19 protein-coding genes and 1 pseudogene are annotated in these 22753 nt (G+C 58.0%); 8 read left to right on the top strand and 12 right to left on the bottom strand.

Annotation, left to right across the window (positions count from 1 at the left end; all coding sequences use genetic code 11):
- Window positions 1-44 precede the first annotated feature (44 nt).
- The 9 genes and pseudogenes from tnpA to folE form a co-directional block, all read right to left on the bottom strand.
- On the bottom strand, window positions 45-533 hold the full coding sequence (gene tnpA, locus AC1RQ9_RS16205) for an IS66-like element accessory protein TnpA (protein ID WP_052279943.1): 489 nt from the start codon (window positions 531-533) through the stop codon (window positions 45-47).
- 51 nt (window positions 534-584) lie between these two features.
- A pseudogene (locus tag AC1RQ9_RS16200) lies at window positions 585-1172 on the bottom strand (amidohydrolase family protein); the annotation flags it as partial.
- A gap of 107 nt (window positions 1173-1279) precedes the next feature.
- Window positions 1280-2704 (bottom strand): cysteine--tRNA ligase, encoded by a 1425-nt coding sequence (cysS, locus tag AC1RQ9_RS16195; RefSeq protein ID WP_415554755.1) that lies wholly within the window; start codon window positions 2702-2704, stop codon window positions 1280-1282.
- Window positions 2701-2979, bottom strand: a complete 279-nt coding sequence (locus AC1RQ9_RS16190; protein WP_179193819.1) for a DUF1176 domain-containing protein — start codon at window positions 2977-2979, stop codon at window positions 2701-2703. The genes cysS and AC1RQ9_RS16190 overlap by 4 nt, the downstream gene beginning before the upstream one ends.
- Before the next feature lie 273 nt (window positions 2980-3252).
- On the bottom strand, window positions 3253-3813 hold the full coding sequence (locus AC1RQ9_RS16185) for an LbetaH domain-containing protein (RefSeq protein ID WP_061471955.1): 561 nt from the start codon (window positions 3811-3813) through the stop codon (window positions 3253-3255).
- A 54-nt stretch (window positions 3814-3867) separates the two neighbouring features.
- Window positions 3868-5031, bottom strand: a complete 1164-nt coding sequence (locus tag AC1RQ9_RS16180) for an S-(hydroxymethyl)glutathione dehydrogenase/class III alcohol dehydrogenase (protein ID WP_061471957.1) — start codon at window positions 5029-5031, stop codon at window positions 3868-3870.
- Window positions 5032-5078: 47 nt separating this feature from the next.
- Window positions 5079-6302 (bottom strand): zinc metallochaperone GTPase ZigA, encoded by a 1224-nt coding sequence (gene zigA / locus AC1RQ9_RS16175; protein ID WP_061471993.1) that lies wholly within the window; start codon window positions 6300-6302, stop codon window positions 5079-5081.
- A 13-nt stretch (window positions 6303-6315) separates the two neighbouring features.
- Window positions 6316-6825 carry a phosphoribosyl-AMP cyclohydrolase gene (hisI, locus tag AC1RQ9_RS16170; RefSeq protein ID WP_061471959.1) on the bottom strand — a complete coding sequence of 170 codons (510 nt, stop codon included), beginning with the start codon at window positions 6823-6825 and terminating at the stop codon, window positions 6316-6318.
- Entirely contained in the window at window positions 6822-7454 is a 633-nt protein-coding gene (folE, locus tag AC1RQ9_RS16165; protein WP_025829285.1) for a GTP cyclohydrolase I FolE, read from the bottom strand. Before folE ends, hisI begins: the two co-directional genes overlap by 4 nt.
- Before the next feature lie 84 nt (window positions 7455-7538).
- Between folE and AC1RQ9_RS16160 the strand changes: the two genes are divergently transcribed.
- The 5 genes from AC1RQ9_RS16160 to AC1RQ9_RS16140 all read left to right on the top strand — a co-directional run bounded on the left by AC1RQ9_RS16160 (window position 7539) and on the right by AC1RQ9_RS16140 (window position 13071).
- On the top strand, window positions 7539-8270 hold the full coding sequence (locus AC1RQ9_RS16160) for a DUF1826 domain-containing protein (protein WP_086654393.1): 732 nt from the start codon (window positions 7539-7541) through the stop codon (window positions 8268-8270).
- A 5-nt stretch (window positions 8271-8275) separates the two neighbouring features.
- Window positions 8276-8770 (top strand): Fur family transcriptional regulator, encoded by a 495-nt coding sequence (locus tag AC1RQ9_RS16155; protein ID WP_078527122.1) that lies wholly within the window; start codon window positions 8276-8278, stop codon window positions 8768-8770.
- Window positions 8771-8811: 41 nt separating this feature from the next.
- Window positions 8812-10689 carry a threonine--tRNA ligase gene (gene thrS / locus AC1RQ9_RS16150; protein ID WP_306415904.1) on the top strand — a complete coding sequence of 626 codons (1878 nt, stop codon included), beginning with the start codon at window positions 8812-8814 and terminating at the stop codon, window positions 10687-10689.
- Window positions 10686-12425, top strand: a complete 1740-nt coding sequence (locus tag AC1RQ9_RS16145; protein ID WP_078527119.1) for an ABC transporter ATP-binding protein/permease — start codon at window positions 10686-10688, stop codon at window positions 12423-12425. Before thrS ends, AC1RQ9_RS16145 begins: the two co-directional genes overlap by 4 nt.
- 142 nt (window positions 12426-12567) lie before the next feature.
- Window positions 12568-13071 carry a flavin reductase family protein gene (locus tag AC1RQ9_RS16140; RefSeq protein ID WP_061471969.1) on the top strand — a complete coding sequence of 168 codons (504 nt, stop codon included), beginning with the start codon at window positions 12568-12570 and terminating at the stop codon, window positions 13069-13071.
- Between the two features lie 571 nt (window positions 13072-13642).
- On the opposite strand, the gene AC1RQ9_RS16135 is transcribed toward AC1RQ9_RS16140, so the two are convergent.
- The 3 genes from AC1RQ9_RS16135 to AC1RQ9_RS16125 form a co-directional block, all read right to left on the bottom strand.
- Window positions 13643-15388 (bottom strand): oleate hydratase, encoded by a 1746-nt coding sequence (locus tag AC1RQ9_RS16135; RefSeq protein ID WP_078527117.1) that lies wholly within the window; start codon window positions 15386-15388, stop codon window positions 13643-13645.
- A gap of 124 nt (window positions 15389-15512) precedes the next feature.
- Complete coding sequence (locus AC1RQ9_RS16130) at window positions 15513-16160, bottom strand: SOS response-associated peptidase (protein WP_061471972.1); 648 nt, start codon at window positions 16158-16160, stop codon at window positions 15513-15515.
- Window positions 16160-16921 (bottom strand): YoaK family protein, encoded by a 762-nt coding sequence (locus AC1RQ9_RS16125; RefSeq protein ID WP_061471974.1) that lies wholly within the window; start codon window positions 16919-16921, stop codon window positions 16160-16162. Before AC1RQ9_RS16125 ends, AC1RQ9_RS16130 begins: the two co-directional genes overlap by 1 nt.
- Window positions 16922-17206: 285 nt before the next feature.
- Between AC1RQ9_RS16125 and AC1RQ9_RS16120 the strand changes: the two genes are divergently transcribed.
- The 3 genes from AC1RQ9_RS16120 to AC1RQ9_RS16110 are packed head-to-tail and all read left to right on the top strand — an operon-like array spanning window position 17207 to window position 22579.
- Complete coding sequence (locus AC1RQ9_RS16120) at window positions 17207-17971, top strand: ImuA family protein (RefSeq protein ID WP_078527115.1); 765 nt, start codon at window positions 17207-17209, stop codon at window positions 17969-17971.
- Window positions 17886-19409 (top strand): Y-family DNA polymerase, encoded by a 1524-nt coding sequence (locus AC1RQ9_RS16115; protein ID WP_167370229.1) that lies wholly within the window; start codon window positions 17886-17888, stop codon window positions 19407-19409. Before AC1RQ9_RS16120 ends, AC1RQ9_RS16115 begins: the two co-directional genes overlap by 86 nt.
- Window positions 19406-22579, top strand: coding sequence for an error-prone DNA polymerase (locus AC1RQ9_RS16110; RefSeq protein WP_179193917.1), 3174 nt, complete (start codon window positions 19406-19408; stop codon window positions 22577-22579). Before AC1RQ9_RS16115 ends, AC1RQ9_RS16110 begins: the two co-directional genes overlap by 4 nt.
- Window positions 22580-22753 lie beyond the last annotated feature (174 nt).

Genomic DNA, 22753 nt, shown 5'->3' with positions numbered 1-22753 from the left:
CACGCCGGCTGCCAGCCATATCCTCAGCGTGGAGGGAAGCGGGATCATGACCGCAGTGCGCCCACAATCTCACGCAGACGATCAGCGGACAGCCCTGTGTCGAACTCCAGCCGCACACCGTCCGGAAAGACCAGGCTGACGGCTCGGCCGGACAGCGTTCCCTGTTCTCTCCGACGCTCCAATGGCTGCGGCTCGGGGGCCGGGGCCACCATGACAGGTATGAACGATGTCCCGCCTTTGGCCTGCGCTTTGGCCCGAGCCTCTCGCCGCCAACGAAACACCAGACTGGGATGGATCCCATACTGTGCAGCCACCTCCCTTATGGGGCGTCGGCTCTCGTAGGACGCGATGACCACTCGCGCGCGAAATTCAGGGGCGTGCCAGCGGCGGCGATCCGAAACGATTTCGATCCGCGAGGCGTCCGCCAGCCTGTCCCGCTCATCGGTCTCTCTACCGCTCCTTTGGAGCCTCTCTGCGGTACTACCTGCGACACTCGCAGGTAGTACCGCGTCCCTATCTCTTAAATCGTTCATGCTTCATAGCTGAACCAGACCAGAAATATTCAGCAAGGCGTCAGTCGCCGGGAGCTTACCTTCATCCTCGGCATGAACCGCCACGCGGCGCACACCGGAACGAAGCACTCGCTCCAGCATGGTATCTTCAGAAATCAGAAGATTTCCCGTTGAAGATCCCATGAAAACCTTGATCCCGGCTGTTCCGGCAAGTTTTTCGAGTTCACCGCACCGGTCGGCATTATCGACTGTCGCGCCGATATAAAAAGCATGGTCGCACCACATACGGTTCCTGGCACGGGCGAGCTTGTCAGCCAGCGCTTCCGGCGTAGACGTCGTCGGCCTGGTGTTGGGCATTTCGAAAACACCCGTTACACCTCCCAGAACAGCAGCACGACTGCCGGATTCCAGATCCTCGCTCTCCGTCGCTCCCGGTTCCCGGAAATGCACCTGCGTGTCGATCACACCGGGCAGAATGGTCAGGCCCGTGCAATCCAGTTCCGCTGCCGCCTTTCCAGTTCCACCGATGGCAGCGATCATTTCCCCACGCACATATACGTCGGTCGTCACGGTCGCATCCGGCAGCACGACGGACCCACCTTTCAGAACCAGATCGAACAGGTCGCTCTCCACCGTTGATACGGGCAATCCATGAAACATCGGAGCCTGTCCTGCTGCTGGAGGTCGTTCTGCTTTTTAAGTTCCTTCACACGCGTTCCGGATGAAAGATAGGAAGTCTTCATAGTGACGATCATGCCGTGTTCTGGTTAACTCTGACAGGACGTCCGACTGCCGATCACGCGCCAACGCGTCCCCAGAGGCGTGTCTTCGAGAAAGATCCCTTGACCCCGCAGCATATCTCGCAGGCGATCAGCTTCAGCAAAATCCCGTCTGTCGCGTGCTTCGATTCGTCGCCTCAGCAGGTCCGATACGATTGCGTCTGACTCGACGGAAAATGACGTCTGCTCTTCTTTTCGCAAGAATCCCAACAGGCGGAGTCCGCCTACCAGTTCTGTGCGCAGGCGGGTTTTTACGGACGGCACTTCTGCACGCCGCAGACGGTGCGCGGTCTCGAACAGAGTGCTCAATCCGGCCGGCGTGTTGAGATCATCATCAAGCGCTCGCGCCACGCTCAGTTCGGTAGAGCCATCGACACTATCCTCCTGAGCGAGGTGGTCTGTGTCCGAAAGAAGGCGACGCAGACGCTGCAAAGTCCGCCTGCACCGATCAAGAAGCTCCTTCGACCAGTCCAGGGGCTGCCGATAATGCGCCGAGAGCAGCGCGAGTCTGATGGCTTCTCCATCCGCTTCCTTCAGAAGATCATGAACAAGCACGACATTGCCCAGGGACTTCGACATTTTTCTCCCCTCGACAGTGACAAAGCCATTATGAACCCAGAACTTGCAATACTCTGCGCCATCACGCGCCGAGACACTTTGCGCAATTTCGTTTTCATGATGGGGAAAGATAAGATCCTGCCCTCCTCCATGAAGATCAATCGGCAAACCGAGCCGGTTTTCGGTCATAGCCGAGCACTCGATATGCCACCCGGGCCTGCCGCGGCCCCAGGGGCTCTCCCACCCCGGAAGATCAGGAGTGGATGGCTTCCACAACACAAAGTCGGCAGGGTCATGCTTGAACGGTGCAATCTCCACTCGCCCCCCAGCCATCAGGTCTTTTTGTTTCCTGCCCGACAAAACGCCATATTGCTCGAAAGACGGCACATGAAAAAGCACATGCCCTTCCGCGACGTAGGCGTGCCCCCTGTCGATCAGACGACTGATGATCGAAATGATATCGGGAATGTGGTCAGTCACACGCGGTTCAAAGTCGGGGGTAAGCAGACCCAACGCCTTCATATCGGAACGATAGGCATCAATAAAACGATCCGTGAGCACCCTGATAGACTGACCCGTGCGCGCGGCTTCAGCGTTGATCTTGTCGTCGACATCTGTGAAGTTACGTGCATAGAGCACACGCGAATATTTTTGACGCAAGACGCGATACAGAAGATCAAAGACAACCGCCGAACGGGCATTGCCCAGATGAGCGTAATTATAGACGGTAGGGCCGCAAACATACAGTGTGACCCTGTTCGGATCACGAGGCTGGAACCTCTGCTTTCTTCCCGAAAGCGTATTTGTCAGAAACAGGGCATGACGACCCGGATCTGTTCCAGTTTCTTTCATCATGACGGTCGATTTCCCGGATAGAGATATAGAGTGCGATAAGGACCTTCCCGACCGTCACATTCTGTCTTGGCGTCCAGCCGCTGCATTATGAAATCCGCTCCTGAGGCCTGCCAGACAGTCCAGGTGCCACAATCCCCTAAACTGTCGTCCCGATGAAGCGACGTCAGAACACCTGACTGATCATCGTAGGTCACATTGAACAGATAGGGTGACGTGTTCCAGACCCCATGGTCCCATTGCCTGAATGTCAGAAGCTCTACAGGTGAAGAGGGCATAGCCCGGATCACTACCTGCGTTGTTTCTGACAGTCTGACCGTGCAGGGTATGATCCAAATACGGCCCTTGTTCTCTGGGAGGCTGCCCATCCGATAGGCCTGCCGTCCTGAGGGATTATGTGCATAATGCGTGCAGCCCTCCGGTATGACGTCCTGCACCATAGCGGGAAGATCGAAGCCCTTAGCATTACTGGGTGTAGAGTTTGTTACACCCAGAAGAAACACATAGAACAATAATCGCTTTTTCCGACCTTCTCGCATTCCCGCATCAGGTTACAGCTGATTAGCGATACGCCGGTAGGATCGTGCGAGACTGACATTCATTTCAGCCACGCTCTCAGAAAATGCCGTGGCATCTTTGGTGACCTGTGGGACAGTCAACAGGTCGGTATTTGAATGAATCGTCGTTGTCGACGGGATATAAAACCCTTCTGTCAGCACACAATCTTCTACGACTGCATTATGCCGGACTACGCAGCCTCGCTCTACGGTGCAATTGAAGATAACCGAGTTAAAACCGATGAAAACCTCATCACCTACAGTGCACGGCCCATGAATGATCGAACGATGCGCGATCGAGGTTCTCGACCCGATCGTGACGGCCGCGCCATCTTTCGAATGAATGACGACGCCGTCCTGAATATTTGATCCTCTGCCGATCCGTATCGGTTCGACCTCGCCGTTCTCATCGGTTTCGTCAGCACGAATGACAGCGTACGGTCCGATGAATACATCATCTTCAACAATCACGTGGCCACACAGAATAGCCGTCGGATCAACGAAAGCGCTCTCCGCCACTACGGGATAGTCGCCTCGTGGATTTGGTCTCAGCATGAGTTAGGTCCTCGATTTCCAAAGTTAGAAGCGAAAGGCGCCAAAAAGCGATGATCAGGCATCCATCAGAATTTCGCCGGGCAAGTCGTTCGACATGGTCTCACCAGGCTGGTAGTGCATGACAGACCGGATTGCCTCACCACGATGCAGCAGATCGAAGGCCTTGTTGATCTGGTTATGCGTCATGTTGTGCGTGATGTAGGGATCAACACTGAATTTTCCGGCCAGCCATTCATCCACCATTCCAGGAAGCTGCGAGCGCCCTTTCACGCCTCCAAAGGCCGTTCCGCGCCAGACACGCCCTGTAATCAACTGGAATGGCCGAGTGGAAATTTCCTCTCCGGCACCCGCGACACCGATAACGGTGCATTCTCCCCAGCCCTTGTGACAAGATTCCAGCGCAGCCCGCATGACATCGACGCGTCCGATCGCCTCGAAGGAATAATCCACTCCGCCGCCCGTCATCTCGACGATCACCTTCTGGATCGGATCGGTATGATCCGTCGGATTGACCAGATCTGTCGCCCCCAGATTTTTCGCCAGCAGGAATTTCGCGGGGTTGGTATCGACACCAATGATTCGCGAGGCACCAGCCATGACGGCCCCCTGAATAACGGCCATCCCTATCGCGCCGAGGCCAAAAACCGCTACAGTAGAGCCGGGCTCGACCTTTGCCGCATTCCGCACGGCCCCCATGCCGGTCGGCACGGCACAGCCCATGACACTTGCCTTGGCAAGAGGCGCGTCCTTGGTAATTTTCGCAACCGCGATCTCGGGCAGGACGGTGTATTCGCTGAACGTGCTGGTGCCCATATAGTGAAAAATCTGCCGCCCCTTATAGGAAAAGCGACTTGTTCCATCGGGCATTAGTCCGAGAGCCTGTGTCTCACGGATCGTCGAGCAGAGATTGGTCTTGCCCGAACGGATCATCGGACAGTTCGGATCTTCGGGAATGTAGAGCGGAATGACATGATCGCCCGGAACAACAGAAGTGACGCTTTTGCCTACATCCTCGACGATACCCACCCCCTCGTGACCGAGAATGCACGGAAAGCGTCCTTCAGGGTCATGCCCTGAAAGGGTAAACATATCGGTGTGACACAGGCTCGTGGTGACAATCCTGACCAGAACCTCACCCTCCTTCGGGCCTTCGAGATCGACCAGATCAATCTCGAGCGGCATGTTCGGTTCCCATGCAATAGCAGCACGCGTCTTCATTTTTGATGATCCCTCAAGAAAACATTAGTGGTTGACAATCGTATCTGTCAGGCTGGTTCCAGGCTTTCTGACTGACGGCGCCATATGGGGAATGGATCCGGCAGATGGGCATAACGGGCCGGATCAAAACTGTTGGTTTCGGGCACAAGGCAGGCATCGAGATCACGACGCAGTGCGGCCTCGTTCATCTCCGCAGTGCCGATGAAGACGATTTCCTGCCGACGGTCGCCATAAACAGAATCCCAGTTTCCCAACACGAAATCACGCCACTGATCGGTGTCAGGCCACTGGTTTTTCGGAATGGAAGCCCACCACAGTCCCATGGCTTCGCTGCGAACAAGTGCGCCCGCCTGGCTCATCTCCCCGACCCATTCGGGGCGTGTCGCAAGCCAGAAATGCCCTTTCGCGCGCACAACGCCAGGCCAGTTACGATCCAGAAACGCCTGAAATTTTGCTGGTTCAAACGGACGACGCGCACGATAGACGAAATTGCGAATGCCATACTCATCGGTTTCGGGCACATGGTTGGCGAAACCATAAAGTTCCTTGAACCACAAAGGATGCTGATGCGCCTTGTCATAGTCAAAGCGACCTGTATTCAGAATCCGCTCGATGGGAACCTGACCCATGTCCGTTTCAATAATATCCGCATCTGAGTTCAGGGCACGAATGATCTTCCGGGCAGCGTCTACCTGGTCGACTGTGGCGGTGGAGACCTTGTTAATGACCACGACATCTGCGAACTCAATCTGCTGGACCAGAAGATCGACCAGAGCGCGGTCGTCGTCCTCACCTGCCGTTTCTCCACGATCTTTCAGGAAATCACTTGAAGAATAATCCCGCAGCAGGTTTACGGCATCCACGACCGTCACCATCGTATCCAGCCGGGCAATATCGCTCAGACTGACACCATTCTCGTCGCGAAACTCGAACGTGGCCGCAACAGGCAGAGGTTCGGCGATCCCGGTCGATTCAATGAGAAGGTAATCAAACTTCTGCTCTTCGGCGAGACGCCGCACCTCCTGCAGCAGATCGTCACGCAGCGTGCAGCAGATGCAGCCATTGGTCATTTCGACAAGTTTTTCATCGGTCCGGGAGAGATTACTGCCACCCTCGCGCACGAGATCGGCATCAATATTGACCTCGCTCATGTCGTTGACGATGACCGCAACCTTATAGCCCTGACGGTTGTTCAGGACATGATTGAGCAACGTCGTTTTGCCCGCCCCAAGAAAGCCGGACAACACGGTAACGGGAAGTCTGTTTTCCATTTCCATTGTTCCTTCAGAGCTGTGTTGGGTTCGGAGCATCGCCATAAACGGCAATCGGATCGAAAGTCTTCTCTGCTTCACAGAAGACAAGCCTGGCCGCCGGGGCCGAAACGCCTTCATCAACCGGGAGATCAACACGCCGGTAAAAACAGCTTCGATAACCCACATGACAATTCGCTCCGACGCCAGCTGTTTTGACACGGAGCCACACGGCGTCCTGATCATCATCGATGCGTAATTCGACAACATGCTGGGTCAGACCGCTCGTCGCACCCTTGTGCCAGAGACACTGACGGCTTCGGCTCCAGTAATGCGCTTCACGGGTCTCGATGGTGCGGGCGAGAGCCTCCGCGTTCATGACCCCGACCATCACAACATCGCCGCTCTCCGCGTCGGTCGTGACGACTGTGAGAAGCCCGGCGGCATCGAAGCGGGGCGCCAGATCAGTGCTTTCTTCCACCTGCACAATGGAGAGGCGCGGCCGAAACGCTGCGGATTCATGGGCCAGGATCACACCCATCATGCGCCTCCCATGCCGGCCATGGCGAAAAACTGCCGGCGCAGCGTCTCCGAGGACTCAAACTCGCCAATCATGCGACTGGTCACCATGCTAACGCCGGGTTTGTGCACGCCGCGCGTGGTCATGCATTGATGGGCCGCATCAACCACCACTGCGACACCACGCGGTTTGAGAACGCTGTGGATCGTATCGGCGATTTGCGCCGTCAGCTTTTCCTGAATCTGCAATCTGTGCGCAAACACATCGACCAGACGTGCCAGTTTGCTGATACCGACGACCCGCCTGTCCGGCAGGTAGGCGACATGCGCCTTGCCGATCAGTGGAATGATGTGATGTTCGCAATGCGATTCCAGTCGGATATCCCGCAACACCACCAATTCATTGTAATTCTCTGTCTCTTCAAATGTCCTCTCAAGAAGGGCCACGGGGTCCTCCTCGTAGCCTTCGAAAAACTCCTCATAGGCACGGACCACCCGATCGGGTGTGCCTCTCAGTCCCTCGCGGTCCGGGTCATCCCCCGTCCACGCGAGCAGCGTCCTCACCGCCTCCTCCGCCTGAGCTCGCGTGGGCCGGGGCCGTAAAACCCGGGTGGGCGCATGCGCTGGCGGGCGCGTCTCCACGGTTGTGTCCATTCAGCCCTCACATTCAGCGTTGACTATGTTATGTTATAATATAACACTAGAGGTAACGACAGCATCCCGTCAAGCATCGGATTCATGACAGCTCCTTTCACCACACCAGCAGTTACGGAAAAGCGCCTCATGCCTTTCCCGGATGAGTCTGCAATCATGTCCCGGGATCCGCATCAACGTCGCACTGCCACGCTGTTCGTGGAAAGCTGGCCCGCCCCGGCGCCAGACAGTCCTGAGATGCCGCCTCTAGCCTATCCCGCCCCACACGTGATTGCCTGTTCCAATGCATCCGTCCTGCTGGACCTCCATCGCGGCGATATCGACATGGTCGTCTGGGGCCGCGTGGTTCCAGATGTCTGGCACAAAGCGTTGGCAGAAGCTCCTTCCTCCCAGACCGTCTTCGACATGTCCGGCACCCCCGATGAACTCGCCGACGCCCTTGCGTCCAGAGCGGTGATAAAGGCGTTCCCGCCTCTTGTTCTCAGTGATGTTGCCGAATTATTGAGCCTGTTTTCCGCGGTCACACAGGATTGTCCTCAGCGTCTCAGACTGACGACAGAATCCCTTGATGACACTGGCTTTGAAGCGGTGCCGGGAGCGCTCAGACTTGTCTGTTGCTATGGCTCGGCCAGTGCCGAGTGGTGCAGTTACCCCGATCCAAACGCGGGCATGACCAGCACGCTGGACTCTTTCTCAGTGGCGTTCATCAAGGGTTCTGACGGTCAGGATGCCGGCTGTCTGCATCGTATCTGTCACGCGGGTCACGACACTACTGCGCCCGGGATCCATCTCATCATCGATACAGTCAGAGGATGAAGAATATGGAAACATCTTCTCGTCGTTTCTGTTCTTTACCATCCCGGCAATGTGGATCTTCAGACCGCACGACGTCGGTCCGGGACGACGTCCTGACCGTTCTGACAAACGCCAGACTTCCACTTTCCGCCTACGACATACTCCGGTGCATTGACAGCCCGGACGGGCGCACGCTGGCTCCTCCAACCATTTACCGTGCACTGAGTAAACTTATGGCCGAAGGCCTCGTCGCCCGTCTGGAAAGCCGGAATGCGTTTGTGCACATCAGAGCGAAAAATCCCTCTCGTCTGGTTTTTTGTATCTGCGAGCAATGCGGTATCGCCCAATCGGTGGAAAACGAGGCCTCCTCCCGTCTGATCGACAAAAATGCCGACAGTCTTGGATTTCAGGTCAGGCGACGGATCATTGAGTTGCAGGGACTTTGCTCTGATTGCCAGTCCTGTCCTGCAACGCCCGTCCGTTCGACCACGCAATCCCTTCCTCCGCAGGCCATCAAATGAGTTCCTGCCATCTCTCCGCTCTTTTTCGTCAAGGGTCTTCAATGACATCGTCTGCGTCCCTCCACCGTCCTGCCCAAAAAGAGCCAGGCGAAGTCCTGGCCTGCCGGATCAATGGTGTTCTTCATGACCGTTCGTCCAGCATAGCCGATGACATTCGGTCCCAATCTGTGTACCGGCACGATGCAGATGCGCTACCCCTCATCCGCCATGACGCGGCGCATATTCTGGCTCAGGCGATCAGCGAACTGTTTCCGGGCACTCTGTTTGCGACCGGGCCGGCTACTGAAAGCGGCTTTTACTACGATGTCGAGCCGGAAGAGCCGATCACGGCGGACGATTTGCCCCGGATCGAAGCCCGCATGCATGAAATAGTCGCTCGTAATGAACCGATCACTCGCGAGATATGGGACCGGGAGACGGCACTTTCCTGGTGTCACGAACAGGGCCAGGACTACAAAGCCGAGATCATCAACGCACTCCCGGCTGATGCTGTTCTGACGTTCTATCGACAGGGTGATTTCGTGGACCTGTGTCGTGGGCCTCATCTCTCCAGTACCGCACAGATAGGTCATGCTTTCCGTCTTCTTGAAACAGCCGGCGCTTACTGGAAGGGTGACCAAAACCGCCCGATGCTCCAGAGGATTTACGGCACGGCCTGGCGTAACGAGCAGGAACTCGAAACCTGGGAAAAGCGACGGGAGGAGGCTATTCGACGCGATCATCGTCGGCTAGGTCGTGAGATGGATCTCTTCCATTTTCAGGAAGAAGCACCGGGAGCAGTGTTCTGGCATCCCAACGGATGGACGCTGTTCCAGACACTCCTCGCCTATTTGCGTAAGCGTCAGCGCACGGAAGGCTATGTGGAAATCAACACGCCTGACATCATGGATCTGTCTCTGTGGAAAGCCTCCGGTCACTGGGACAAATTCGGGGAGAACATGTTCACCACCGAGACCGAGGGACGCACCTACGCTCTCAAGCCCATGAACTGTCCCGGTGGCGTACAGGTCTTCCGACAAGGGTTGAAAAGCTATCGCGATCTGCCACTCCGTATGGCCGAATTCGGTAAGGTTCATCGTTTTGAACCCTCGGGGGCACTTCATGGTCTCATGCGTGTGCGTGCCTTTACGCAGGATGACGCCCATATTTTCTGCACGCCCGAACAGATGGAAAGTGAGACGCAGACGATTTGTGATCTGGTACTCTCGATTTATCGGGATTTCGGTTTCGAGGACGTCCGTATCAAGTTTTCCGACCGTCCGGAAAAACGGGTGGGATCGGATGAAATATGGGATCGGTCAGAAGCTGCGCTGCGCCATGGTGTCGAAGCTGCCGGGCTGACATACACCCACAATCCCGGCGAAGGCGCCTTCTACGGCCCGAAACTGGAGTTCGTGCTGCGGGACGCCATCGGACGGGACTGGCAATGCGGTACAGTTCAAGTCGATCTCAACCTGCCGGGACGGCTGGACACACACTATGTCGGTGCCGATAGCCAGAAGCACACGCCTGTCATGCTGCATCGCGCCTTGTTTGGCTCACTTGAGCGCTTCATTGGCATTCTTCTGGAGCACCATGCAGGCCATCTGCCGTTCTGGCTCGCACCGGTGCAGGTCGTTGTCGCGACGATCACAGAGGAGGCAAACGACTACGCTAAAGACCTCATCAGGAATCTCGATGCACACGACATCCGGGTTCTATCGGATCTGCGTAACGAGAAAATCTCTTACAAGATTCGGGAACACAGTCTTGCGAAAATACCTGTCATGCTGGTCATCGGGAAAAAAGAGAAAGAAAACAGAACCGTCTCCATCCGGGAATATGGAAATCCGGCTCGACCAACCCTGAAGGGCGAAGAAGTCGTCAAAGTGTTGGCAACTGCCTCTCGTGATCGGCTGCTAAGGGCCTTCGTCGGATGAAGAGCTTTCGCGCTGCTTTCGACGATTTATGGTACCTCAGCCGACCCTATTTCACGTCTGAAGAAAAGAAGTCCGCGTGGGTATTACTGACTGCGGTACTGGGGCTGACCCTGCTGCTGGTTGGAGCGGACGTCCTGCAATCTTTTTCCCGCAATATTTTCTATACTGCCCTGCAACAGCGCGACGTCACATCGTTCCTCCGGGGATTGTTCTGGTTCGTCCGGACACCGTCCATGATCATTCCCGGTTTCTTCATCATCACCCTGCCATCGCTGCTGATCTCGGTCTACGCCACCTACCTCCAGCAGCTCCTGCAACTCCGCTGGCGGCGCTGGATGACACACCGCATGCTCGCCCAGTGGCTCGATCAGAACCTCGCCTTCCGCATTGCCGTGACACGGGCTCACTTAAAAGAGACCAGCGACAATCCCGATCAGCGCATACAGGAGGATATCGACGGATTTGTACGTGATACACTCTCACAGTTTCTCGATATTGTGTCGCGCACGATTACCTTCGTCAGCTATGTCGGACTTCTCTGGGCTCTCTCCGGATCCATCACCGTGCTCGGGGTTCGTATCCCCGGCTATTTCCTGTGGATAGCCCTGCTTTATTCTGCTTTTGCGTCAATTGTCACACATCTGACAGGTCGACGGCTGATCCCGTTACGCATTACCCAGCAAAAGGCGGAAGCAGATTTCCGGTATGGGCTTGTGCATGTCCGGGATCATGCGGACAGTATCGCCCTGAGCGGCGGGGGAGACCGCGAAAAGCATCTTCTGCTGGGAAAATTCTCGTCCGTATATGACAATTTTCTTGGCATTATGACCAGGACGAAATGGCTTGGCTTTCTGACAGACGGGTTGGGCACGTTGTCCGGAAATTTTGCCCTCCTCGTCGGATCAATCCGCTATTTCGCAGGAAAGATCACCTTTGGGACCCTGATGCAGTTGGTTCAGGCATTCTCACGCGTCGAGGAAGCGCTGGGCTGGATATGGTCTGCTTACCCGGCCATTACCGAATGGCGAGCCAATGTTTCCCGTCTGGCAAGCTTCCAGAGAACGATGGATTTCATCGCCGTCAGCGACCATGATTCCTTGCGTGAAAAATCAGCTTCAAATTCTGATATTGTTACAGAGAATCTGACTGTACTTCGTCCGGATGGTTCAGTTCTGCTTTCAAACGTCAACATCACGCTGCCTCAGGGGCAGGATATTGTTCTGACCGGCGCATCTGGCGTTGGTAAATCCACCTTTCTACGCGCCCTTGCCGGAATCTGGCCATTTACCAGCGGTCAGATCCACGTGCCTGAGGCACGGGTAATGTTCCTGTCGCAGCGTCCGTATCTGCCACTGGGGACACTGCGCGAGGCACTCTGTTATCCCGTTGCCCCAGAAGCAGTTCCCGATGAGCGTGTTTGTCGGATCCTTGATCTGGTAGGCCTGTCATTCCTTGCTGATGAACGCGATACGGAAGCAAGGTGGACAGAACGCCTTTCGCCCGGCGAGCAGCAGCGTCTGATGTTTGGACGCATTCTGATAAATAGGCCTGAATGGATATTCCTCGATGAAACCACGTCAAATCTTGACCAGGAGGGAGAGATCCGTCTTTACGATCTTCTGCGCGAGCATATCCCGAATCTGACGATCGTTTCCATAACGCATCGTCAGGCACTCCAGGATCAACACGCCGTACAGATTGACATTGGATGCCATTCGCCCGGGCCGCGCGTGTGACAGCAGACCTCCAGACAGGGTGAAAGCTTCCGGTATCTCTCATGGATACCAGCAAACAATGATTGGTATTACATGACGCAGGGTGCCACCCATAGTAATGTGTTATCGTCCGAATGACGAACTGTAAGCGGAGAAATACGTTATGGATGAACAGATCCGAAAAACCGTCCTGAGAATGATCCCCTATGGGCTCTACGTACTGACAGGAGGAAGTCAGGACAGCACGATAGCATCGGCGACTATCAATTGGGTAACGCAGACCAGCTTCGTTCCTCCTCTGCTTGCCCTGGGCATCAAGACCGATTCCGCCATTTACGCAGAGGCAAGCAAAAGTGGCGATCTGGTGCTGAACATTCTCGGCAGAGAGCAGGGAAATCTGGCCTTTGCGTTCTTCAAGCCCGTTCCGTATGCGGATGGCAGACTGGGAGATTACGAGGTCAGGTGGGCCGCCAATGGAGCCCCCATACTCGCATGCGTCCCGGCGGCGGTTGAACTGAAAGTGAGACAGATTGTGGAACTGGGTGATCATCACACCTTTGTTTGCGAGGTTACCGGCGTCTACCTCACAAAAGACATTGCCGGTCGCCCTGATGACGCCATCCTGCACATGAAGGATCTTGGAGAAAAAGTCTTTTACGGAGGATAGACGCCGATCTTTGTCATGAATTGATGTTTTTTCGTCCCTTTGTGATGCATCTTGATCACGGAGAGTCTGAACCAGTCTGCCACCCCGGCAACGCGCATGACAGAACGGGATAAGGTTCCGATTTTACCATGTCTCTGTATCACAGCACGTGACTCTCCAGGATGACCCAACGGTTCTCAACGGGGCTGCGGGCATCAAGGCCTGATTTCGGGCAGGCGAGCGGCGCATCACGTCGTGTCGCCTGACCCAGCGTTGTATTCCTGCCGACTGTGCCATGTCGGTTTATGAATGACGTCTGATACCAGCCGTTGTTTGCCAGAACCCGTGAAAATCAGAGTATCTACCGGTTGTCCCCGTTTGCAAAATTTGCTGTAGATCGCGGCAATGAACGACTGCCATTACGTGAACTCCGGCCTTCAACCCATCTCGAAAATATCTACGGCGCCATGTTTTGTTATTTCTGAACCAGCCAGGACTGCCGTTCAACCAGTCGCCGTAATTGACATCAGACTCGTTCTTCCTGGTTATGTCCGTTTTACCTGTGAAAGTATTCAACACTTTGACAGTAAGCTCAAACCAGCCCGTAGCGTTCCAGAAGATCGTCAATCTCGGTCCCCTGTGTCAGGTGCCGGATCAGTCCGGATGCTGGCACCTTCTCTCCGTCCCGCAGTTCCGCAGCCGCCTGTAACAGCATCCGGACATCGAAAATGCCGCCCGACACTTCCGGCACAGCCCGCCTGACGCTGCACAGGGTATAGACCGCCTCCATCGCCGTGCGGACGGAATATTCCGTGGTGAAAACCGTATCGCGTGGCGTTTCGGCGAACTGCCCGAGAAAGGCGAGATTGACGCTCCCATCCGGCACTACCTTCGGTCGGTCAGCCGGTGCACGCGGCATGAACTGCGCCGTGATGAACGGCATCATGCACGGACGCGTCGTCGCCCCTGTCGCTGCCATGTCGTCGATCTGCTCCACCGGCACGCCCATATGGAACAGCCACTCACGAGTGATTTCCTCCCCCGTGCAGCCCTGCATGGGCTTTTTCACGTAATCGCCAGGCACGTCACTGAACAGACCATAGAGCCAGACCACCATCTGGCCTTCGGGCTGCCCCTTGAAATGAGGCTGACGGCTGACCACCCAGCTCATCAGCCAGGATGAATCCGCGATCGTGACCGGGCCACCCGTGATGATTTTCCCCGAAAACGGATCACGCCCCGTAATCCGCTTTACAAGCTCCGGAATCCGCGCATCCCGGGTCGTAACCGTAGCCGACAGCCAGCGGGATTTTTTCGTATCACCACAGAAAACATCAGGATGCCCGAATGCGGCATCCTGCGCTGCGATAGTGCGCCAGAGCTGCCAGATGCTCCCCTCTCCGATGGTCGTATCAATCGGCGCGGGTGTATGATGGTCGCCCCAGCGTGAATTCTCCACCATGGAACCGTTGGTCACGAACACCAGCTCCGCCGAACCCAGGTCAACACCAGCGGTCGCGCCATTTTCCAGCCAGTCGAGACGGGTCGCAACTTTCGTTCTGCCCGACACATCAACGGCAACATTCGTCACCGTCACACCATGACGGAACACGACGCCCTGATCGGCAAGCCATGTGGCCAGTGGTCTGCTCAGGGATTCCTGCTGGTTATATCTGGTGAATTTCAGCGCATGCAGATCCTTCAGTCCGAGGATCTGATGCACGAACCGTGCGAGATAGCGCTTCATCTCAATGGCGCTGTGCCAGGTCTCGAACGCGAACATCGACCGCCAGAACAGCCAGAAGTTCGACGCCATGAAATCGCCGGACAACACATCCGCGATCGTCTTTCCCGCCAGTTCGTCCTCATCGGTCAGAATGAGGGTAATGATCTCGCGCCGCGCCTTTCCCGTGAGCGTCAGCCTGTCACGATCGGCGAGGGGCTGTCCCCGATTGCACATGGCGCGGACCGGACTTGTAGACGGATCGGCCTGATTGACCTGCCAGACTTCATCCAGCACTGATGCATCGGGAATTTCCAGAGACGGAATGGAACGATACAGATCCCACAGACACTGGAACTGCTCTTCCATCTCCCGACCGCCACGGATCAGCCAGCCGGTCTCCGCATTCCCCGCCCCATCCAGCGCACCACCATCGCTGTCCGATGCCTCAAGAATGGTGATGGCTGAAGGCGTCATGCCCGTATCTCGGATGAGGAACGCCGCCGCCGCCATGCCCGCCAGCCCGCCGCCCACGATCCACGCTGACCGTCCTTCCATACCCTGCGGGGCTGGAGGGTGAACGAAAGCCTCGTAATTGCTGTGAGCGTATCTCATGGCGCATGTCCTTTTCTGAAAAGGGCCGATGGCGGGAAACCCTTCCAGCCATACAACACCTGCTAAGCCGATCTGTCGTTGCGATGTATCAAACGCCCCGAACAGGACAGGATGATCCCCTTTCTCAGTCAGCCAGAGCCGGCGCCTGCACCCGATACAGAACTCCATCGGGCAGCGGACGCTGAAGCGCCAGAGCCTCTGCTATCGGTGCCGTCATCCAGCGCTCCAGCTCATCCGGTTGCGTCAGGATCACAGGCATGGCTTTCGGATGGATCGCGCCCACCTCCAGATTGGCGTCCGTGGTCAGAAAACCGAACAGATCATCCGTCGTCTCTCCGTCCGCCAGCTTGCGCACGGACGTCCATCGACACCAAATCCCGGCAAAGAAGACCAGCGGTTCTCCATCATTCCGCGCAAACCACACCGGTCGTGATGTCCCGTCGGGCAGACGCTCCGGTTCGGAGAACGCCGTCAATGGCACCAGACAACGATGTTGCACGCCCTCCCAGCGTTTCCACCATGTCGAGGACGGATTGCGGATGTTGGTTACACCCCGGTCGACCCTGTGTCCCTTGAGATAGCCAGGAGGTGTCGGCATGCCCCAGCGTGCCATGACCAGTTCGCGACCGTTTCCGCCGTTCCGCACGATCGGGGCCATTGTATTCGGGTATATCTCCGTCAAAGGCTGGAGATTGCCCGTCAGATCATCGAGAACCTTTGCAATCTCCCGGATCGCTTTCTGGTTCGATGTCATGGCGTAGAGATTGCACATCAGGAATGCTTCTCCCCGTAAGCCGGAACCGACGCCGGTTCCTGTTCCGCCACAGGCTCATGCGACAGTGCACCCGGCAGGGCCAGACAGGCCAGAAGCCCCGCCAGCGCCAGAAGAAAGAGAGCAGACCACCAGCCATACAGAAAGGCGCCGGCCACGCCGCCCAGCGTGAAGGACAGCACGATGGCGGCATGCAGCCCCAGACACTCGCGCGTACCGGTCCGCCGGGCTGGGTCAACCGGATGAAAAAAGCTCTCCAACCAGTCCGCCAGTTCCAGCCCCACATCGGTGAGCATTCCCGTCATATGGGTGGTGCGGACACGCGCCCCGGAAATGCGTGTGACCGTGGCGTTCTGAAGCCCCATGAGGAAACTCAACCCAAAGGCCAGCACCGGATCCCGTGGCTGGGCCGAAAACAGAAGATCCACGCCCCCCAGAAACCCGAGCAGGCAGGCTTCCAGCAGGATGCTCCGTGCGTAGATTGAGGGCAGGTTGTGGCGACGGCCCGCATTGACCAGAAGCGCCGACAGCACGGCTCCTGCGACAAAGGCCAATATCAGACCGCAGCAGGACAGGACCAGTTCCAGATGGCCTTCATGCAGGCCACTCGCCAGTGCTGAGACATTGCCGGTCATATTGGCCGAATAATAGCCCACGGCCAGAAACCCGGTGGCGTTCACGGCACCGGCGATAGCCGCCAGCGAGCAGCCCAGACGCCTGTCGATGCTGGCGTTGCGCTCCGCTCCCTCGTGAACAAGCACCTGTGCCTCCCATCGTGACTGACCGCATGAGGGAGACTCCGTGTTTGTCGGTTTCCCCGGACAACGATCTTTTTTATGGGCGGGATGGTAACAGCCCGCCCTCTTCCGACAAAGCGTCCTGTTTTCAATTTCTTAGGACGATATCTTCCCGGATTGCGAATTGCCACAGATGTGGCGCGATACGCTCCTCCGAAAGATGAATGTTGACTCCCCACGCCATTAAAGAACAAATCAGGAACATATAATCAGGAAACCCACCAGGACGAATGGATACTGAGTCGTGACATGACTGCCGAACCCCAGAAAAAATCCGGTCTGGAGACGCTGCGGGCCGCGATCAGCCGTCTCGAAGGGCATAGCGACCGACGCCGCAAGGTACTGCCCTTTGGCGTGCGCGAGATCGATGCGCGTCTGCCCGGTGGCGGGCTGGCTCTGGGCGCCCTCCATGAAGTGGCGGGAGGGGGGAATGACGCCCTGCATAGTGCCGCGGCCGGACAGTTCTGCGCCGGGATCGCGGCCCGCACGCGTGGCAAGGTGCTGTGGATCGTCACCCGCCAGGATGTGTTCGCCCCTTCCCTAAAACAGGTGGGTCTTTCCGCCCGGCGAACCATCTATGTCGAGGCACGCTCGGACGTCGATGTGCTTGCCTGTTTCGAGGAAGGACTGCGGCATGGCGGCCTTGGGGCTGTGGTCGCCGAGGTGGCGCGTCTGTCCATGACGGCCTCACGCCGCCTGCAACTGGCGGCCGAGACGTCCGGCTCTCTTGGCATCGCCATCCGGCGCTGGCGGCGACAGACGGATGCGGCGGATTTTGGTCAGCCGACTGCCAGTGTGACCCGCTGGCGGGTCTCCGTCCTGCCGTCTGTGTCGTTGCCGGTGCCCGGTGTGGGAAGACCGCGCTGGTTGCTGGAACTCATCCGTGCCCGTGCGGGCGAATGTGCCGATTTTGAAGTGGAGGCCTGTGATGGCAAGGGTCGTCTCTCTTTACCTGCCACTCTGGCCGACCGACCGGATCAGGAAACGACTTGGACCAGACGCGCCCGCGCCTGAAACGCCGCTGGCCCTTGTCGGACGGGAAGGACGACGCCGGGTTCTACTGTCTGTTGATCTGGCCGCCCGCAAGCTGGGGCTGCGCCCCGGCACGCCGGTGGCCAAGGCCCAGGCGCTCTATCCCGATCTGGTGCTGATGGACGCCGATCCCGAAGGCGACCGGCTGGGGCTGGAAAAACTCGCCCTGTGGTTCCAGCACAGGGTCGCGCCCATTGTGGCGGTCGATGCCCCGGACGGGCTGGTACTGGACACGACCGGGGCGGATCACCTGCATGGTGGCGAACTTCCCATGCTCAAGGACATGGTTCACCGCATGGCGGGAGCCGGTTTCCGGGCAACGGCCGTGGTGGCGGACACCTGGGGCGCTGCGCACGCCATCGCCCGCTATGGTAGGGTGCCGATTGCCGTTGTGCCGCCGGGTAACACCGCTTCTGTATTGGCCGATCTTCCGGTTGAAGCGCTGCGCCTGCCGGACCCGATCATCGACGGACTGGCCACGCTGGGCGTATCCCGCATCGGACCACTTGCCGCCATGCCCCGCGCCCCTCTGGCGCTGCGGTTCGGGCCGGATGTAGCTCGCAGGCTGGATCAGGCTTTCGGGCGTATTGGTGAAGCCATCGTGCCAGTCCGCCCGGTCGATCCGGTCGAGGTCAGCCGGAATTTCGCCGAGCCCATCGGCGCGGCGGAGACCATTGCCCGTTATATCGGCAGGCTGGTGCCGCTGCTCTGCCAGGGGCTGGACGAGCGTGGACAGGGCGTGCGGCGTCTCGACCTGCTGCTGCATCGCGTGGACAGCCGCACCGAGGCGATCCGCGTGGCGACGGCCATGCCGGTGCGGGACGTCAAACGCCTGACCCGACTGCTGTGCGAGAAGATCGAAACCATCGATCCAGGGTTCGGCATTGAGCGCATGGTGCTGATTGCCTCGCTGGCCGAACCGATGGACCGGCGTCAGACCGTGTCCTCCCTGATCGCCGAGGAAGAAGCCGATGTGTCCGACCTGATCGACACGCTGGCCAACCGTGTCGGCATGCAGGCGCTCTATCGCTTTGCCCCGGTGGAAAGCGACCTGCCCGAACGCTCCTTCTGCCGTGTGCCTGCGCTGGCGCCCGAGGAGACGAAGGACTGGCCGGAGCACTGGCCACGGCCCACACGCCTGCTGGCGCGACCCGAGCCGGTGCAGGCCATGGCGGAACTGCCGGACCAGCCGCCGCTGTTCTTCATCTGGCGCGGCGTGCGGCGGAAGGTGAAATGCGCCGACGGGCCGGAGCGTGTTTTTGGCGAATGGTGGAAGAATGACGCGGAACTGACCATCGCCCGCGATTACTTCCGGATAGAGGATACCAGCGGCGAGCGTTTCTGGCTCTACCGGGCGGGTGATGGCGAGCATGGCGAGACCGGCTCGCAGGGCTGGTTCCTGCATGGGATCTTCGGGTGAGCATCTCGGTACCACGCTACGCCGAACTGCAGGTCACGACCTATTTCTCGTTCCTGCGTGGAGCCTCCTCGCCGATCGAACTGTTCGAACAGGCCAGGGCGCTGGGTATCGAAGCGCTCGGGATCTGCGACCGGAATTCCCTGGCAGGAATGGTGCAGGCGCATGGAGCGGCAAAGCAGGTCGGGCTCCGGCTTGTCGTGGGCTGTCGCCTCGACCTGGCCGATTTCCCGCCGGTATTGGTCTACCCTACGGACCGGGCCGCCTATGGTAGGCTGTGTCGTCTGCTCACCGTTGGCAAGGCACGGGCCGGAAAGGGAAAGTGTCATCTTCTCTGGGATGACTTGATCGCCTGGGGCGAAGGCCAGACCGTCGTCATGATCCCGGACACGGCAGACGATGCCTGCGCCCTGCACCTGCGCAAGCTAAAAAACGCCTTTGCTGACCGCGCCTATATGGCGCTGACACTGCTGCGCCGCCCCAATGACCAGATGCGGTTGTATGAGCTGGCGAACCTTGCCCATCAGGCCCGTGTCCCAACCGTTGTAACCAACGACGCACTGTTCCACACCCATGACCGTCGCATCCTGCAGGATGTCGTCACCTGCATCCGCCACAACACCACCATCGACGAGGCGGGGTTTGTCCGCGAACGTCATGCCGATCGCTATCTCAAACCGCCACAGGAAATGGCCCGGCTGTTCAGCCGTTACACGGAAGCGGTGGCTCGCACCATGGACATCGTGGAGCGCTGCCGCTTCTCGCTCGATGATCTGGCCTACCAGTATCCTGATGAAGTCTCCGTACCTGGCCAGACACCCCAGCAGGCGCTGGAGGCGCTGACTTGGGAGGGCGCCCGTTCCGTCTATCCGGATGGCGTACCGGATGACGTGGCGGAAACGCTCCGCCATGAACTCGGACTGATCGGGCGGATGAACTACGCACCGTATTTCCTGACCGTGAACAGCATCGTCCGCTATGCCCGCTCCCAGGACATTCTCTGCCAAGGCCGTGGCTCGGCTGCCAATTCTGCCGTTTGCTACGTGCTCGGCATTACTGCCATCGATCCGGCCCGCAACTCGTTGCTGTTCGAACGCTTCGTCTCCGAGGAGCGGGGCGAGCCACCGGATATCGACGTGGATTTCGAGCATGCGCGACGTGAACAGGTCATCCAGTGGGTCTATGAGCATTACGGGCGTGACCGGGCGGCACTGACGGCGGTGGTGATCCGTTATCGCGCCAAGGGAGCACTCCGGGACGTTGGCAAGGTGATGGGCCTCCCCGAAGACCTGATCCGCACGCTGTCAGGTCAGATCTGGGGCTGGGGGCGCAAACTGGATGATGAGGCCCTGAATGAGACGGGTATTGACCTGTCCGACCGGCGCATTCGCCTGACACTCGACTTGGCACGTTGCCTGATCGGCGTGCCACGCCACCTGTCACAGCATCCCGGCGGCTTCGTGCTGACGCATGACCGGCTGGATGAACTGGTGCCGATTGAGCCCGCCTCTATGGAGCAGCGTCAGATCATCGAATGGGACAAGGATGATATCGACGTTCTGAAATTCATGAAGGTCGATATCCTGGCGCTCGGCATGCTGACCTGCATGAAAAAGGGGCTGGATCTGCTGGCGGAACACAAGGGCCAGCACTTCACGCTCCAGAGCATTCCGGCCGAAGATCCGCGCACCTACGCCATGATCCGCAAGGCTGACACCATCGGCGTGTTCCAGATTGAATCCCGCGCCCAGATGTCCATGCTGCCACGGCTCAAACCGCGTGTGTTCTATGATCTCGTCATTGAGGTCGCGATCGTGCGTCCAGGCCCCATTCAGGGGGATATGGTGCATCCCTATCTGCGTCGCCGTGAGGGGATCGAGCCGGAAAACTATCCTACCCCGGAACTGGAAAAGGTTCTGAAAAAGACACTCGGGATCCCGTTGTTTCAGGAACAGGCGATGCAGGTCGCCATGATCTGTGCGGGGTTTACAGCCGCAGAGGCCGATCAGTTGCGTCGGGCCATGGCGACGTTCAAAAATACCGGCACGGTCTCGCAGTTTCAGACACGCCTGATCAATGGCATGCGCGCCAATGGGTATGATGAGGAATTCGCCGAGCGGATCTACCAGCAATTGGAAGGCTTCGGTTCCTACGGTTTTCCCGAGAGCCATGCGGCGAGTTTCGCCATTCTGGCCTATTCATCCTCATGGATGAAATGCACCCATCCAGATGTGTTTCTGGCCTCCCTCCTGAATTCCCAGCCGATGGGATTCTATGCGCCGGCACAACTGGTCCGTGATGCGCGGGAACATGGCGTGGAAATCCGGCCCGTTTGCGTCAATGCCTCGCGCTGGGACAGCACGCTGGAAGGCCCGGAAAGCTCCAATGGCCGATTTGCCGTGCGGCTTGGCATGAGTCTGGTGAAGGGACTAGCCAACGACGATGCAGCCCGGATTGTTGCCGCGCGAGCCTCACGCCCGTTTACCTCGATCGATGATCTGTGGCGTCGGGCTGGCGTGAAGTCGGCAGCCCTGACCCATCTCGCGGAAGCCGACGCTTTCCGGCCCTCGCTCGGGCTGGCACGGCGCGAGGCGCTGTGGGGGATCAAGGCGCTACGGGACGAACCGCTGCCTCTGTTTGCCGCAGCGCGGGTGACACGGGAAGCTGAAGAACCGGATGTGCTGCTGCAACCCATGCGCGACGGGGCCGAGGTGGTGCGGGATTACAACCGGCTTGGCCTTACCCTGCGGGATCATCCGCTGACCTTTCTACGCGAGGATCTCCGGGCAAGGGACATCATGTCCTGTCGGCAGGCATTGGCGACAAAGGATGGGAAGCGTCTCACCGTGGCGGGGCTGGTTCTGGTCCGGCAGCGACCCGGATCGGCAGAAGGCGTGGTGTTCATGACGCTGGAGGACGAGACGGCAAATATGAACGTCATCATCTGGCCGGATATGTTCGATGCGAACCGGCGTGTCGTGCTTGGCGGACAGATGCTGGCGGTGACAGGCATGCTCCAGAAGGAAGGCGACGTTGTGCATCTGGTGGCAAAAGAGATCACCGACCTTTCCGGGCTGCTCGCGGACGTCGGTAATCGCTCCTCTACGGAGAGCCCCCATGCCAGCGCTTCCGCCGACGAGCGTATCGTCGTCAGATCGCGCAATTTCCACTGATCAATAAGGGCGCCGATAAATCTCACGACATCGTGACATCGCCTGTTTTAGGCGCAACCTACGCTGGAGTTTCACTCCCATTTGCATCCTATACGCATCCTGCGCCGCGTTTTGGGCACAAAAAAAGCCACCCGTTGGGGTGGCTTTTTCTCTGTCTTATCAGACGCTTACGTA

This window comes from Komagataeibacter ossonobensis, assembly GCF_057359305.1.
This window is presented reverse-complemented; position numbering and strand designations above follow the sequence as displayed.